The sequence below is a fragment of the Mesomycoplasma ovipneumoniae genome (assembly GCF_033343935.1).
In the GTDB taxonomy this organism is placed as follows: Bacteria; Bacillota_I; Bacilli_A; order Mycoplasmatales; family Metamycoplasmataceae; genus Mesomycoplasma; species Mesomycoplasma ovipneumoniae_G.
Genome location: NZ_JAWPGQ010000002.1, coordinates 13,847 through 30,072, shown reverse-complemented (window position 1 = coordinate 30,072; position 16,226 = coordinate 13,847). Strand labels below are relative to the sequence as shown.

14 protein-coding genes are annotated in these 16,226 nt (G+C 27.9%); 5 read left to right on the top strand and 9 right to left on the bottom strand.

Annotated elements, in window-relative coordinates; translation table 4 throughout:
* Positions 1-28: 28 nt before the first annotated feature.
* Positions 29-2,260, bottom strand: coding sequence for a DNA polymerase III subunit gamma/tau (dnaX, locus tag R7X45_RS00615; protein ID WP_318051024.1), 2,232 nt, complete (start codon positions 2,258-2,260; stop codon positions 29-31).
* A 138-nt stretch (positions 2,261-2,398) separates the two neighbouring features.
* On the opposite strand from dnaX, the gene R7X45_RS00610 reads away from it, so the two are divergent.
* Genes R7X45_RS00610 through R7X45_RS00600 form a run of 3 tightly spaced genes read left to right on the top strand, consistent with a single transcriptional unit; the run spans position 2,399 to position 4,560 of the window.
* The gene (locus R7X45_RS00610) at positions 2,399-2,734 is read left to right on the top strand and encodes a hypothetical protein (protein WP_303535971.1); all 336 of its coding nucleotides are present in this window, start codon (positions 2,399-2,401) and stop codon (positions 2,732-2,734) included.
* Positions 2,735-2,748: 14 nt separating this feature from the next.
* Positions 2,749-3,747 (top strand): lipoate--protein ligase, encoded by a 999-nt coding sequence (locus R7X45_RS00605; protein ID WP_318051023.1) that lies wholly within the window; start codon positions 2,749-2,751, stop codon positions 3,745-3,747.
* A gap of 6 nt (positions 3,748-3,753) precedes the next feature.
* Positions 3,754-4,560 carry an alpha/beta hydrolase gene (locus R7X45_RS00600; protein ID WP_318051022.1) on the top strand — a complete coding sequence of 269 codons (807 nt, stop codon included), beginning with the start codon at positions 3,754-3,756 and terminating at the stop codon, positions 4,558-4,560.
* A gap of 635 nt (positions 4,561-5,195) precedes the next feature.
* On the opposite strand, the gene R7X45_RS00595 is transcribed toward R7X45_RS00600, so the two are convergent.
* The 8 genes from R7X45_RS00595 to recO form a co-directional block, all read right to left on the bottom strand.
* On the bottom strand, positions 5,196-5,732 hold the full coding sequence (locus R7X45_RS00595) for a DJ-1/PfpI family protein (protein ID WP_318051021.1): 537 nt from the start codon (positions 5,730-5,732) through the stop codon (positions 5,196-5,198).
* An 89-nt stretch (positions 5,733-5,821) separates the two neighbouring features.
* Entirely contained in the window at positions 5,822-7,063 is a 1,242-nt protein-coding gene (gene serS, locus R7X45_RS00590; protein ID WP_318051020.1) for a serine--tRNA ligase, read from the bottom strand.
* Positions 7,064-7,094: 31 nt separating this feature from the next.
* Complete coding sequence (eno, locus tag R7X45_RS00585; protein WP_129644514.1) at positions 7,095-8,444, bottom strand: phosphopyruvate hydratase; 1,350 nt, start codon at positions 8,442-8,444, stop codon at positions 7,095-7,097.
* A 149-nt stretch (positions 8,445-8,593) separates the two neighbouring features.
* Positions 8,594-9,244, bottom strand: coding sequence for a ribulose-phosphate 3-epimerase (locus tag R7X45_RS00580; RefSeq protein WP_318051019.1), 651 nt, complete (start codon positions 9,242-9,244; stop codon positions 8,594-8,596).
* Positions 9,225-10,082: a ribosome small subunit-dependent GTPase A gene (rsgA, locus tag R7X45_RS00575; RefSeq protein ID WP_318051018.1), complete on the bottom strand. Its 858-nt coding sequence runs from the start codon at positions 10,080-10,082 to the stop codon at positions 9,225-9,227. The genes R7X45_RS00580 and rsgA overlap by 20 nt, the downstream gene beginning before the upstream one ends.
* Positions 10,083-10,676 carry a guanylate kinase gene (gene gmk / locus R7X45_RS00570; RefSeq protein ID WP_334308695.1) on the bottom strand — a complete coding sequence of 198 codons (594 nt, stop codon included), beginning with the start codon at positions 10,674-10,676 and terminating at the stop codon, positions 10,083-10,085.
* Positions 10,657-11,217 carry a 16S rRNA (guanine(966)-N(2))-methyltransferase RsmD gene (rsmD, locus tag R7X45_RS00565; RefSeq protein ID WP_044284015.1) on the bottom strand — a complete coding sequence of 187 codons (561 nt, stop codon included), beginning with the start codon at positions 11,215-11,217 and terminating at the stop codon, positions 10,657-10,659. Before rsmD ends, gmk begins: the two co-directional genes overlap by 20 nt.
* A 27-nt stretch (positions 11,218-11,244) precedes the next feature.
* Positions 11,245-11,925 (bottom strand): DNA repair protein RecO, encoded by a 681-nt coding sequence (gene recO, locus R7X45_RS00560; protein ID WP_258824839.1) that lies wholly within the window; start codon positions 11,923-11,925, stop codon positions 11,245-11,247.
* A 322-nt stretch (positions 11,926-12,247) separates the two neighbouring features.
* Between recO and R7X45_RS00555 the strand changes: the two genes are divergently transcribed.
* Together R7X45_RS00555 and msrB are read left to right on the top strand one after the other, a co-directional pair.
* Positions 12,248-14,845 carry an MAG2960 family serine endopeptidase lipoprotein gene (locus R7X45_RS00555; RefSeq protein WP_318055531.1) on the top strand — a complete coding sequence of 866 codons (2,598 nt, stop codon included), beginning with the start codon at positions 12,248-12,250 and terminating at the stop codon, positions 14,843-14,845.
* Between the two features lie 944 nt (positions 14,846-15,789).
* Positions 15,790-16,221 carry a peptide-methionine (R)-S-oxide reductase MsrB gene (gene msrB, locus R7X45_RS00550; RefSeq protein ID WP_129644526.1) on the top strand — a complete coding sequence of 144 codons (432 nt, stop codon included), beginning with the start codon at positions 15,790-15,792 and terminating at the stop codon, positions 16,219-16,221.
* Positions 16,222-16,226 lie beyond the last annotated feature (5 nt).

Sequence of the window (16,226 nt, the reverse complement as noted above, 5' to 3'; positions counted from 1 at the left end):
TAAACTATTTTAAAAAGTTTAAAAATTTTTATTCATCAAAGAATAATTTTTGTAAATCTGTCTTAGAAATAGTGCGTTTTTTTGGTTTTTCAAAAGGTTTTAGCACAAATTTTTCACCACGGGATCTCATTTCACTTGCCATTTTTTTTGTTTCTTCAACAAGATTATTACTCATGGCAAAGCCGTAGATATCCTGACCAAAAACGGTTTTTAATAATCGGTTGACATCATTGCCTTCTTTTTCCACTTTTTCAATTAGTAATTCTTCATACTCTAGATTTTTAGTGATAAAACACACAAAATTAGATGTTAATGTAAGAATTTCTGCATGCTTTAATACTCCGACAGTATCTATGAATTCAAAATTATACTGAAAATCTAACAAATTTTGGCTCCATTTTTTGCGCAAATCGAAATAAATTTCGCGGTTTGTGTCATAAAATTTTTTTCCCAAAAGTATAAGATTAAATACCTCATCAACGGACAAATAATCATTTGGCAGATTATTTTTTAAAAATTTATTTACGTATGAATTTCTATCAACTGAAAAATTATTGTCATTTTCTTCATTTTTACTAAAATATGATGTTTGAATATTTGTTTTTGGGCCTGAATCAATGGAGTTAACATTTTTTTTGGCAATATCATCAGTATTTTTATCATTAAAATTTAAAAATGAGTTTGAAAAATCGATGTTTTCAGACGAATTCAAATTTGAATTTTCAGTTTTATTTGAAAAATTACTTTGATAACTAGAGCCCTCGGGGTCTAACAAAGGATTAAAAGCATTGTCCCTGTTTTTAAAATTATCGCCTATTTTATTGCTTTTTTGAGTTTTTAAGATTTTTGTCTCTAAATTATTTTTGATTTTACGGTCAAAACTTCTTGCAAAATCAAAATCATCGCTACCATGCAAATCTAAATTGCCATCATCATCGTCTTCAAGAATCGGATCGTCATAATCAAATAAATTTTGGGTATTTGTTTTTTGACTCAAATTATAATTTGAGTCAAAATTTTTATCACGGACAGTAACAAACTCTAATTTTTTTGGCGGTTTTTGCTCTTTTTTGATATTTTCTTCGCTTTCTTCAGTGTCGATTTTTAGCTCTTCTTTTGGTTTTTCAGCAAATTTTTCTGTATTTTTTAAGACAGTTTGGCTTTTTTCTTGCAAGTTTTCCTTTTTAAAGGCAAGAATTTTCATGACTAAAATTTCAAGCGCTAAACTTTGAAACTTATCATGATTAATGTCTTTTAGAGTTGAAAAACCAATATCTAAAAATTTAAAAGCAAAATCATGGCTAATTTTTAACTTTTCCAAATCAGAAGTTGAATAAATTTCAATTAAGTCTTCTTCTTGAGTTTTTTCTCAAATAATTCACTCTTTGACTAAATTTATTAAGGCCTCAATTAAAATTTGAAAATTTTTGCTTTGCAATAAAAGTTTATCTAATAAATCAAAGGCTTTTTGGGACTGTGCTAAAAAAAGAACGTTTATAAATTCAACAAGTTTTTCACTTGAAACTAGTCCAAAAAGTTCTTCAACACTTTTTTTACTCAGAAAGTTGTTGCCAAAAATTACCGCCTGCTCAAGAATTGAAATCGCATCCCGCAAACTGTTGTGACTTAATAAACACACGGATTTTAGAGCTTCTTCTTCATATTCTACGCCTTCATAGTCTAAAATTTGTGAAAGTCGTTGTGAAATTTGCTCTTTATTTAGGCCAAGAAAATTATACCTCTGGACTCTTGAGAGAATTGTCAAAGGGATTTTATGAACTTCGGTAGTTGCTAAAATGAAAATAATATGACTTGGCGGTTCTTCTAGAGTTTTTAAAAATGCATTAAAAGCTGAAGTTGAAAGCATATGAACCTCATCTAAAATATAAATTTTATAGGGACTAACCTGAGGTAGATTAATAGAATTTTCAACAATTTCACGGATTTCTTTAACGCCATTGTGTGAAGCAGCGTCCATTTCAACTATATCAATAGAATTATTTATATTTTTAAGGCAATTTTGACACGGGTCGATAGAATTTTGCTCTTTGTGAGTGCAATTTATTGCATTTGCAAATATTTTTGCAAGTGAAGTTTTTCCAGTACCTCTAGGTCCTGAAAAAAGATAAGCGTGAAAAAACTTTTTTGACTTAACAATATTTTTTAAACTTTCAACTAAATATTGTTGGCCAACAACATCGGAAAATTTAGTAGGTCGATATTTTCGGTATCAAGCTACATATTCATTTTTATTTTTCATATTTCTCCAAGATTTTCAAAAAAAATCCTTTATAATTTTTAAATTTAATTTTTAAAAATAAAAGTATACTTAAATAGTTTATAATTATAAATTATAATAAAATAAAAAACACACTTTATATAATTTAAGGATTTTTAGATGTCAGTTTCATTTAACAAGGAACAAAACTCAGCTCAAAAGAAATGTCCTATAAACGAAAGATTTGTATTTAATTTTCGAATTTTAAGCTATTCCTTTCGAAAATTAGAAATTTCAGTTGAAGCTCCTAATAAAACAATCGATTACAATTCAGAATATTTTTTTTGGTTTGTTGAAAATTTAATCTACTTTTTATCAAAAAACAAGTATGCGCTTCGTTGAGACTATGAAAAAATAACACTTTTTAATTTAGAAAATTTACAATTAGCAGAAAATCTTGATGATTTTAAATCAAAATTTAAATTAATTACAACTTTTGATTTAGAACATAACTAAAATATGGAGGAAATATGAAGATTTATACTACTAAAAAAACAAGCCCATTTTACACGTTAGTTTGTGAGGAACTAATTCTAAAAGATGACCAAAATCAGGGCGATATTTTATATTTTTACCAGCATAATAATGCAATAATTATCGGTAAAAATCAAAATATTTACGAGGAAATTAAGCTTGAAGAAGTTGAAAAACAAAGAATTGAAATTTACCGTCGACTTTCTGGAGGTGGCGCTGTTTATCATGATTTAGGAAACATTAATTTCTCATTTATAACTAAAAAACAGAATCACAGTTATCAAAAATTCTTGACACCGATTATAGAATTTTTTAAAACTTTTGGTTTAGATGCTGAATTCAAAGGTAGAAATGATCTAATAGTTAATGGCGCAAAAGTTTCAGGAAATGCTCAAATAATTTACAAAGATAGAATTGTTCATCATGGAACAATTCTATTTAATGCTAATTTGGCAAAATTAGGTCAAGTTTTAAAGCCAAATCGATTAAAAATTGAGTCTAAAGGAATAAAATCTATCCGTCAACGAGTAACAAATATTTTGCATGAAATTGAAGAACAAATGGAAGATTCTGAGTTTATTTCAAGACTAATTACATTTTTTGAAAATAAATATCAAACAAAAGCCCAAGATGTTGAAACTTATTTTCAAGATCGAATGATATCTGAAAAAGATTTTCAAGAAACTCAAACCTTAAGACAATCTAGAGAATGAGTTTTTGGTTCAAATCCTTATTTTAGCTATGAAAATATCGCCCGAACTAGTGGTGGAACTTTAAAAGTGCTTGCAAATATTGAGAAAAATCACATTGTTAAAATAAAGTTTGAAGGTGATTTTTTATCTCAAAGATCAGTTGAAGATATTCAAGAAATTTTAGAAAATAAAGAATTTACTAGATCAATTATAGAATCACAACTTCTTCAAATCACAAATCTTGATGAATATTTTGGTGCAATTCCTCTTAATGAAATTTTGGATACAATTTTTGGAAGTTAATTATTAATGATAGTTCATTCTAAAATTACTGTTGAAAATGAGGATATTTTTTATTTTTTAGAAGAAACTGGAAAGCAAAAAATACTATTTTTACATGGTTTTAATTCAAGTCATAATTTCATTTTTCAACTTAAAAATAAACAAAATCGTAACTATGACATTGTTTCATTTGATTTTCCCGGTTGTGGTCAAAGTACTAATAATAATGAAATTAATGTTAAAAATTACCAGAAAATTGCAGCTAGTTTCATTAAAAAGCTCAATTTAGATATCCAAATTGTAATCGGCCACTCACTTGGTGGAGCTATTGCTCTTTATATTTTAAGTGAAAATTTAGTAAAAAAAGCAATTTTAGTTGCTCCACTCAATCCTTTTATTTTAGAGAAAAATTCGCAAAACGAAGCTGAAAAATTATCAAATTGGCTTTTGCCTCAAGACATTATATCTGCAACAGATAGTCTTGAACATTTAGTTTTTATTGATAAATTTAGTTATAAGAAAAATTTAGCAAAAAATGCTATTAATTTTCTTGAAAATGTCACAAAAAAAAGAGAAATTTTTAGAAAGATTGTTTTTGAAGAAATCTTTAACTTGGAATGGCTGAAAACCGAATTATTGCCACTTTACCAACAAAATAATAATTATTTTTTAATTGCTGGTGTTGAAGACAATTTTGTGTCATTAGAAAGTCTTCGCAAAGTTTCTGAAAATTTTAATAAAAATCTTATAAAATTTGAACAAACTGGTCATGCAGTTTTTTTCGAAAGAAGCGATGAAATTAACACTGAAATTGAAAAAATTCTAGAAATTTAAGCTTGAAATCCATCTCTTATTTCTTTCAGCAATTTCTCTTCCCGAGTTTGACAGTTTGATGGTAAAAATTCACTTTTCAGTGAACATAAATACGAAAAATAACGGTAAATCCGTGTTTTTTGACGTTAAAATTTTAATTTTTTTTAGTTTAAAATTAACCTTTTGCAAAAAAAAAAAAAAAATGCTTGGTCTAAAATAAAATTATGTTATAATAAGACTCACTAAGAATAATTAATAAATTTTGATATTGAATTAAGGGGGGTTAGTTATGTTTTTGCTATAAAAAAATCAGAAAATGCGAATTTTCCATTATGTTTTTAAATATGATGGTATGCCTTAAATTTAACCATTTAGAAATCTTCAAATTTAAGGCTTTTAATTATGGCTCTTTCAAAACTTCACATATTTTTTTAGGCTCGCTGCAAATAAAAACGAGTTTTCTATTTGCATTGAGTTTAAATAGTAGCTGTATTTTTTATGATTTTTGTTGTTTAATCCATAAATTGATTTTTGCCAGTGTTTTAAAATAGGTAATTAACTTTTCCCAAAAAAGTTAAAAAAGCGCCCAGAAACTAAACCAGGACACTTTTTTAAGATTACTCATCAAACTGGAAAACTCGAGAAATTCTAGAAATTTAAGCTTGAAATCCGTCTCTTATTTTTTCAGCAATTTCTTTTGAAGCTATTTTTTCAATAACTTTAAATGCAAATTCAGCTGAAGATGAGGCATTTCTGGCTGAAATATAATTTCTATCAACTGTAACTAAATCGTTTTTTCTTGTTGGTATGTCTGAATTTGTTTCATCAGGGTATGAACTAAATTCATAATTTGGCGCTAAATTACGCTCAAAAATAGCATTTGGTGCATCACAAATTGCAAAAACATCCTTGTTTTGGGCGAAAAAATCACCGATTAATTTGATTGCTGGCTCACAAGCTCGAAGATATTGGGCGGCAACTCCTCCTGGTATAAAAATTGCATCAAATTCAACAGATTTTCAATGATTTTTGGCCTCAATTTGAACAACTCCAAATTGCCCTGTTACTATTTTGTTTTCAGGATTATAAAATTCAATTTTATCGTATAAATCGGCCTTTTTTATTAAGGAAACAAAAGTTGTAAATTCTATATCCTGAAATTTATCAAGCAAAACTACCAATAATTTTTTCATTATTACTCCTTATTTAATTAAATAAAATAAAATTGTACCATAAAAAATCTACGGTACAATTTTATTCATTAAAAATTTATATATAAAAACTAATTAAAATAAGGTTTTAAAACTTCTGGTATTGTTCAACTACCATCAGGGTTTTGATTTTGTTCGAGTAAAATCGCGACAATTCTATCAATTGCAAGGCCAGATCCGTTAATTGTGTGCGCATAAATGTTATTTTTTTCATCACGGTAGCGAATTTTTGCTCTTCTAGCTTGAAAATCACCACAATAACTAATTGATGAAACTTCACGGTATGTCTGTTCTGATGGAAGTCATGCTTCTAAATCGATAGTTTTTTTACTTGAAAATCCAAGATCACCAGTACACAAAAGCACAGCGCGATAAGGAATGTTTAGTAATTTCAAAATTTTAGCAGCATCTTGAACCACATTGTCAAATTCTTTCATTCCATCAACTTCATTTGTTATTTTAACAAGTTCAACTTTGTGAAATTCATGAAGTCGGATCAAACCTCTTGTGTCTTTGCCGCCACTTCCGGCCTCAGAACGATAACATTTACTATAACCAACAAGCGAAATTGGTTTTTCTAAGTTAATAATTTCGTCTTGATAATAATTTGTTAACGGAACTTCGGCTGTCGGAATTAGTCAAAGATCAGAATTTTTTAAAGAATACAAATCTTCTGAAAATTTTGGAAGTTGACCTGTTCCATATAGCGAATTTTCAAGAACTAAAGTATTTGGAACAATTTCCTGATAACCTGAATTTACATGAGTGTCAATCATAAAATTTATCAAAGCTCGAACTAATTTAGCCGCTAAATTTTTATAAATTACAAAGCGATTTCCTGAAATTTTTACAGCTCGTTTGAAATCTAAAATGTCTTTAGATTTCCCAAATTCATAGTGAGGCTTGATTTTAGGATCGATTTTTTTTGGCTGTCCTCAGTGATAAATTACTTGGTTATCAAGTTCAGAATTTCCAAAAGGAACTGAATCATCAGGAAGATTTGGCACTTCAAGAATTTTTTGACTAACTCAGTCATCAAGTTCTTGTCACTCTGTTTCTAAATTTGCCAGTTTATCTTTAATTTGACTTACTTGGTTTTTCAAATCTTCAGAATCTTTATTTTCACGGACAAAAAGGCCTATTTGTTTGCTTGTTTTATTTTTTTGCGCTAATAATTCATCAATTTCTTGACGCAAAAAGTTACGTTTTTGGGCTTTTTCATACAAGTCCGCAATTATAGAAATATCAAAACCACGGTCTGATAATTTTTTTTCAACAAAAGATTTGTTGTTTAAAATCAAACGAATATCCATATTTTAAATTATTTTTTTTTTTTTTTTTAGATTATTTTTTTAAATTGTAAAAAACGTCTCTTCCAGTATATTCACTTTTTGAATATGTGTCTAAAAATTCTTCAATTACTAGAAGACGATTATATTTTGCAATTCTGTCAGTTCTTGAAAGTGATCCTGTTTTGATTTGACCAGATGAAACTGCGATTGCAAGATCAGAAATTGTAGTATCTTCTGATTCACCAGAACGGTGTGAAATAACTGCGGTTAATCCTGATTTTTGCGCAAGTTGAATTGCATCAAGTGTTTCAGTTAGTGTTCCAATTTGATTTAATTTAATTAAAATGGAGTTAATTGCTTTTGTTTTGATAGCTTCTTTTAAAATTTTTACATTTGTAACAGTTAAATCATCACCGACAATTTGGTGTGTTTGTCCAAATCTTTTTGTAAAAGCAATAAATCCGTCTCAGTCTGATTCAGCAAAACCATCTTCGACTGAAATTATTGGATATTTTGCAAAAAGTTGTCCGTAATAATCAAGCAATTCTTCTGATGTAAATTCATATTTTTGGTGATTTTCTTGATCAGCAGAAGCTGCTTTTAATTTTTTAAAGACATATTTTGTCCCATCATAAAACTCACTAGCAGCAGCATCAATTGAAATTGCAATGGCATTTTCACCTTCAACAGCCGGATTAAATCCTGCTTCTTTGATTGCTTCAACTAAAAAATCAAGCGCATGTTCATGAGAACTTAAGTTAGGAGCAAATCCACCTTCATCGCCAACTTGGGTTCCAAATCCTGATTTTTTAAGAAGTTTTGCTAAAGTGTGAAATACTTTATTTGATGCTTGTAAAGCTTTTCTAAATGTTGAAAAACCAAGTGGCATAATCATAAACTCTTGAAAATCAAGTGTATTTGAAGCATGCTCACCACCGTTTATCACATTAAGCATTGGAACTGGCATTAAAGTTGGGTTTGGTCCACCTAAATAACGGAAAAGTGGAAGTCTCAACTCACTTGCGGCTGCTTTTGCAACTGCTAAAGAAACACCTAAAATAGCATTTGCACCAAGTCTTTCTTTGTTTGGAGTTCCGTCTAAATCGATCATTTTTTGATCAATAAGTCTTTGATTTTTAACGCAAAGACCGATAATTTCAGGAGCAATAATATTATTTACATTATTAACTGCGGTCATTACACCTTTTTGACCGAATCAATTATAAGCATATTCTGTATTTGAATCACGTAATTCAAGCGCTTCTCTTGATCCAGTTGAAGCTCCTGATGGAACAATTGCAGAGCCAAAACCGCCCGCTTGGGTGTGAACCTCAACTTGAATTGTTGGGTTTCCCCGTGAATCAAGAATTTCTCTTGCAAAAATTCTTGTAATTTTTGACATAAAACACCTCGAATTTGTATATATAGTTTAAATTTATTGAATGTATTATTTGTAAGTAAAGATCGAAAATAATAACATGCTAAAAATTATATCACAAACTATGAATTTAACAAATTCTTAAATAGTAATTTTTGCTTGTCATTTTAGTGTTAATTTAATAACTTTTGGATTTTAGTTTTATTTGGTTTTTGAGCAAGAAAAGTTCCTACAACAATCACATCAGCCCCTGATTCAAAGACTTTTTTTGCATTGTAATCTTTAATTCCACCGTCAACTTGGATTAAAATGTTGTAATTTGACTCACGAATTATTTTTGCTAGGTTACTAATTTTTTGATATGTTTCTTGGATAAAATCCTGACCGCCTTTTCCAGGCTCAACTGACATTACCAAAATCAGATCAATTTTGGGTAGAAAGTCTAAAATTTCTTCAATATTTGTAGACGGTTTTATTGCAAGACCTATTTTAATTTTTTCAGAATATTTTAGAATTATCCTTTGAATTTCGTCATAATTTTTACTTTCAAAGTGAATTGTGACAAAATCAACATAGCCAATTAGTTCTTCAATTTGACTTTCAGGATCAACTGACATTAAATGAGCATCAGAAATAAACTTTTTTGATTTAGTTACAATTTTTTTAATTTCTGAAACAGAAATTGCTGTATTTTCAACAAATTTACCGTCCATAAAATCAAAATGAAATCATTTTATTCCAAGATTCAAAAAAGTTCTAACTAATTTTAGACGGTTATTTTTGCTAACATTCAAAAGTGATGGACTAATAATCTTTTTTTTCATATTTTTCTAAAAGATAGAGATAATTTTTATACCTAGTTTCTGAAATTATGCCGTTTTTTACAGCATTTTTTACTGCACAGTTTTCTATTTGCTCATGAAAATGAAAGCATGTTCTAAATTTACATTTAGGCAAAAACTGGCGAAAAATTTCAAATGAACTTTTAATTTGATCTTTGGGAATTTCATCGTAATTAAAACTAGAAAATCCAGGCGTATCTACTATCTGAAAGTCTCCTTTTCTTATAATTTGGACAACTCGCGTAGTGTGTTTTCCGCGATTTAATGACAAAGAAATTTCCTGAACCTGGAATTGTGTGCCAAACAAATTATTAATAAAACTTGTTTTTCCAACTCCACTTTGTCCGATGACAAAATTCAGTTTATTTTTAAGTTTTTCTTGCAAATCGCTAGGAATTTTTTTTTTATTGTTATTAATAAAGAAAATAGAATATCCCATTTTTTGATAATCAAGCAACAAATTTTTATAATCTGGTTCAAGATCAACTTTGGTAACTATCAAAATTGGACTAATATTTTTAAATTCAATCATTAACAAAAAAGTGTCAAGTAATAAAGGCGAAAAATTAGGCTCTTTTAGGGAAACAAAAATAAGTGCTTGGTCAATATTAGCAACTTTTGGGCGTTTTAGTCAGTTTTTTCTTGGAAGAATTTCTTTAATAAATCCACTAGGATCAAATTCAACAAAATCTCCAACTAAAGGAGATATTTGTTTTTGCCTAAGTGATCCAGATCCTCTCAAAAGTGGATAGAGTTTTTGGGTTGATGGTTCAAAAACATCATAAAAACCCGCTATAACTCTAACAATTTGTCCCTTCATCTACAGCTCTTTTATTTCTGTTGTTATAATTTTTTCAATTTCATCGACACATTGTTCTAAATTGTCATTTACAACTTGAAACTTGAATAAATCCTTAATTTTAATTTCAGATTCAGCCTTTTTAAGTCGAAGATCGATTTGATTTGATGTCTCTGTGAGTCGATTTTCAATTCTATTTTTCAGAACTTCAAGCGAGGGAGGTAAAATAAAAATAGTTAAAATTTTATCTAATTGGTTATTTTTCTTATAGTTTTCAATAATATTTTTAGCGCCGTTTGTGTCAATTTCTAATAACGGAATGAAATTTTGCTCTTGAATATATTTAATTTGAGACTCCAAAGTTCCATAATAGTTATCAAGATGACAACTTCACTCAATAAATTCATTATTTTTGATTTTTTGTTTAAAAGTTTCGTGGTCTAAAAAAAAATAACTCACACCGTCAACTTCATTAGCTCGCTTTTGCCTGGTTGTTGCAGAAATTGCAAGTTTTATAGGCAATTTTTTGTTTTTTAATAAAATTGACTCAATTGTCCCTTTGCCAACACCTGAAGGACCGGAAATTACAATTAGTTTATTCATCTTTTGCTTCATTATTAAATCTTAGGAAAAAAACAGTATTTTTAGCATATTTTTTTATTTTTTCAATTGAAAAAAATTTGGGAATTAATTTAGAACCTAAATTAGTTTTGTAAATTATAATTCCAGATTCTTCTAATAAATTATTTTTTGCAATTTTTAAAAAACATTTCTTGGTAATTTCTTCTTCAGCATGTGGCGGATCCAAAAAAATAAAGTCAAACTTTTGCCCACTAAGATCGTTAAGCAAAAATATTGCATTTTTATTAAATATTTCGTATTTTTTTACGTTATATTTTTTGCAAAAATCAACAATATTTTGGTATGCCTGCTGATTTAATTCTGAAGCTACAACTTTTTTTGCCCCACGCGAAGAGGCTTCAAGACCGATTGCACCTGTTCCAGCAAACAAATCTAAAACTTTTGAATTTGGAATTTCAAATTGTAACTGTGAAAAAATTGACTCACGACAACGATCGGACATAGGCCTAACTACTGAAAATTCAGGATTTTTTATTACAGCACGCCTATAATTACCAGAAATTATTCTAATCATAAATATTTATAAAATTATACCAAAAATTTAAAAAATAATATATGAATTTTTTTTTAAAAACATCTTTAAAATTTCAAAAATAGAATAAACATGGTCAAAATTGATTTTTTCTAAATATTCATCAAGCGAAAAATTGGCTCAATACAAAATTTCCAATTCCTTGACATTAAATCTAAAAAAAGGTTTTAAAGTGCGATGATAAACGCATTCCATTCCGCCATAAAAATCAAAATTTACAAGCCTTTTATTGGTTTTGCAAACTTTACAACTAGTTAAATTGCCAATTCAACCGTTAATTTTAATTCAGTTGATAATTACATATACTATTATTGCGTCTACATTTTCTTCGTTTATTTTGGAAAAGGCACTTTGAAAAATATTGAAAAGTTCAGAGTCATAGTTATTTTCATCACTAAATTGATAAATTACTTTTCAAAACTTATAAATATTTTCGTTAGTTAAATCTAAACGAACAAGGCACTCGCCCTTTTTTAGTTTAGATAATTTATTAGGATTTTTGGCCAAAAAAATCTCAAACTCACCAAGGCAGCCGGGATTTAATATATAAATATTTTTGCTAGTTGGCCGACGTACGCCGAGGGCAACCATCTTAAGAATACCAAAATTTGTTACTAATTTAACTATTAAATCAAAGTCCCTAAAGTTAAATCTTTCGACAACTATCCCTTTAACGATTTTTTCAGCCATTTTTCATTAAAACTTATTATATGGTATTTAGCTTTGAAGATCTAAAATTAGTTAATTCTATCAAAATGAAATTTAATTTTTAGTAAAAAATGAATTTCTAAAATATTTTGATTATAAATATAATTATACCACAAATTAATTTTTTTTTTATTGGTTTGTCATTTTTTTTATTAATTTTTTTTGATAATGCTTCAAAGTGGGCAATTACACAAGTGGTTCAACTTAAAATTTAGTCTTTTTATGCTATAATTTGGTTAGCAAAACTTAATAAAAATGTATAAGATTTAAATTTAAGTTTGTAAAAAACAAAACGGTTTGTTTTATGAAAAAGCTTAGTAAACTAATTTTTTCTAATTTGTTTTTTGGTTCATTATCAATAATTTTATTTTCAGCATGCAATGTAAACAGCGATAAATTTGACTCTAAAGAACAAATTAGACCTAAAATTCATGCAAAAATTGAAAACCAACAGCAAACCAGTCTTGATGATGTTGACTGGAAAAACATTAACTTTGAATATGATAGCGAAAAATACAATTTGCAAAAATTGAGTTTAAATAAAAATTTTGACCAAAATTTGCTAAGAGTTAATGTTTTGCTTGTTGATACTAAAAAGCAACTTTCAATACCAAAAGAGTTTGTTTTTACTTCCTTTTTAAAGGTAAAAAACGAAAAACCAGAACAAAATTTAGATGAAGTTCAAAAACCAGTTAAAGAAGAAGAGTCAAAAAAAGTTGAAAAAAGCCCTAATCCTCAACCTAATTTTTCTAAAACTAAAATACAAAAAATTTTAAAACCACCTAGCCCTAATAAACCTGAAATTACCAGAATTATTAAGCCACAAGAAAAACCAAAATCACAAATTATAAATAATTTTAGCCCCAAAATCAATAATGTTCCGACTAATAATTCCCCTATTAATAATGTAAATTTAAGTCAATTTCAAACTGTAAATTACAATACAAAAATTTATAATCCACTTTTTGAAGGAACTCCAAAGTTAAAATACACAAATAAAATTTACAGTGAATCACAAAATCCTGAATATTTTAAAGATGATCATTATTTTGGCAAAGATTTTTTACTAAATCATTCAGTGTTGCAAATTATTCAAAATACACCAAAATATCAAACTGGAGTGCATAATTTATACACTTTTTTGTACAATGGCGAAAATAATCAGCCAATTAATTTTCTTGATCCAAATGACCCAAATAAAAATAAAAGATTCTGAGAATTAGCAAAAAATGTCGGTCATTACGGCGATTTTGGTAGAAACAACGATGAAAAATTAATGTTTTATAACCGTGGTATTTCCTATAATGGAATGGCTGAACAAGTATATCTTCCAAAGTTTTCTGAAGTTGAATCTTCTGGGGCGCTAAGTAATTCTGAAAATTTGACAGAAATTGTAAAGAAAAATCCTTTTGGTTTTTTACCTTCTAATTTAAGTCAGTTATTTTATTACATGAAAATCGATGAAATTGGCAAAATTTTTAAAATTCATAATTTAAAAAAAGTTAGCGCCAATTTCGATGACAAAAAAGGTGAAATTAGTATTTTGTTTGAAAGCGGTGAAGGAAAAAAACAAATTTGAAAATCAAATCAGGTTAATTCTAATTTAAAAAAAGATATTGACTATGAAAAGTTCATTTATGATCGCTCATTTAGTCTTGGAATTTATGGATTTAAATATTATCAAGATCAATTTTTTGGAAATAGATACGGCACTGAAGCTTTTAAAGAATACGGCACCGCCTGAGTTTTAGATAGAATAACAAATAATGACGCTAATTCTGATAGTTATGAACTTTTAGTTGGAACAAACATTCATGTTTGAAATATGGCACAAATTTTTGACAAAAGCATGTATTTTTTTGATGTAGATAGTCAGTCCGAAAAATCAAAAAAGTGAAATGCTGGCTTTGTTAACCAAAAATATGAATTTGTTTCTGAAGAAGATGCAAAAAAAGGCAATAAATTAAAGCCTTTTTTTACCGCAGCTCGTTCAGAACATTTAATTTCAGGCAATAAATACGAAAATACATACGAAAAAATTAAAGAATACCCAGTTTTTGATGCTTATGACAGCTATTTAAGTGCTCCATATTACACTCCGCGCTACAAAGTTGAGGGAATAATGGGCCATGATGTCGATGTTGGTCTTAAATATTTAGACAATTATAATGAAACCACCCGAGTTGGAACAACCAAAAACGGCGGTTCAGACTTTGTTATTTTAAGACTGAAAATTAAAAAAACTGATTTAGAGCATGTTTTACCTGAATTAAAAAAAGCGATTGACTCTGGTAACGAAAAAGACTGACATATTGGTCTAGGTCAAAATGAGAAATTTAGTCCAATAAAAACACAATTTTATGGCGGATATCCAGTTGCTACTAGCGATAATGAAAATGGTGATTGGGAAAAAGGTGTAAATTTTAAATCTAATAAATCAACAGGCGGAATAATCAACACACGATCACGTGTAATTAATGATAGTTTTTTTCATGGTCTTTGAGTTCCTTATAATAATGCTGAAAATAAAGACTGAAATGCTAAACACGAAAAATGAAAAAACTACCAAAAACCGTTTCTTGCCAATTTAAAACACGGAATGCTAAAAAAGGTTTTAAATCAGCATTCAAATTTGTACACAAAAGTAAATTCTGAAAATAAATTAGACGCTCTTGGCCCTGGATCTTCAGGATCGATGGCTATTGATTCAAGTTTTAATTTAATTGGTATAAATTATTCGTATTCGACTGACCCAGAAAACAACACTTTTTCAAATGCAATTTCATTAATGGAGGGTCAGTCTACTTATCTTGATGGATTTAACGGCAATATTCGCGAGGATTTTAAGAAAAAATTACAAAGAGATGGCTTATATACAGTTAAAATTAATCCAAAATCCTAAAAATTATCTTAGCTAATTTTTAGGATTAGCAGTTTTTGCTTTTTTAGATATTTTATTTTGCATTTTTGGCAAAATTCACGGGTAATTTGGCGAATTTGGTCTAGTATTTTGAGCAAAAACACTTAATTTTAAATCTGACCATCATGAAAGAAAAATCTACTTATTAATCAAATAAAGCAAACTAAAAAAAGCTAAAATTTTAACTTAAAAATCAAAATTAGAATTTTTAAACTACTTTTTTAGTTTAAAACACTGACAAAAACCATAAAAAAATACAACTACTGTTTAAACTCAATGTAAATAGAAAACTCGTTTTTATTTACATTGATCCTAAAAAAATATATGAAGTTTTGAAAGAACAATAATTAAAAGCCATAAATTTGTAGATTTCTAAACGGTCAAATTTAAGACATTCCATTATATTTAAAAACATAATGGAAAATTCGCATTTGCTGATTTTTTTATGAAAAAAACATAGTCAAGTCCCCCTTAATTCTAATCTCAAAATTTATTAATTCATTCTTAGTGACTCTATTATAACAGAAATTTTTTTTAGACCAAGCATTTTTTTTTTTTTTTTGCAAAAGTCTAAATTTAAAGTTATAAAAATTAAGATTTTACCCTCAAAAACCCGAATTTACGGGTATTTTTACGTATTTATAGTCACTAAAAAGCGAATTTTAGCCATCAAACTGGGAAACTCGAGGTTAAATGTTGAATTTGGTTTTTGATTAATTTTTAGTATTGTAATAAAATTTTTTGCCGATAAAGTCTTTGCATTTTTGCTAATTTGGATTAAAATGATATTTTTTTAAAAATTTTGATAAAAAAGTGCTATTTTTTATATTTTAAATAAATTCAAATTCATAATATTAAATGAATTTTTTAAAAAATAATTTTAAAAATGGTATAATTTATAAATTAAACTTTATTTTGGAGAAAACATGGAAAATAACAAGAAAAAACTTGATCATTTGAACGAATTACAATACAAAGTTACACAAGAAAATTTTACAGAACCACCTTTTGATAATCTTTATAACGATAATTACGAAGAAGGTGTTTATGTTGATATTATCGACGGAACTCCGCTTTTTTTGTCTTCAACTAAATATAATTCAGGATCCGGTTGACCATCCTTTTGAAAACCTTTAAACGAGGACTCAGTTGTTGAAGTTCTTGATTTTAGCCACTCAATGACTAGAGTTGAAGTTCGCTCAAAAAATGCTGATTCCCATTTAGGGCACGTTTTTAATGATGGACCTAAAGAACAAGGAGGAAGACGTTACTGTATTAATTCAGCTGCCCTTAAATTTATTCCTAAAAATGAATTAAAAAGTAATAATCTAGAGCACCTTTTAAAATACTTTGACTAAATTTT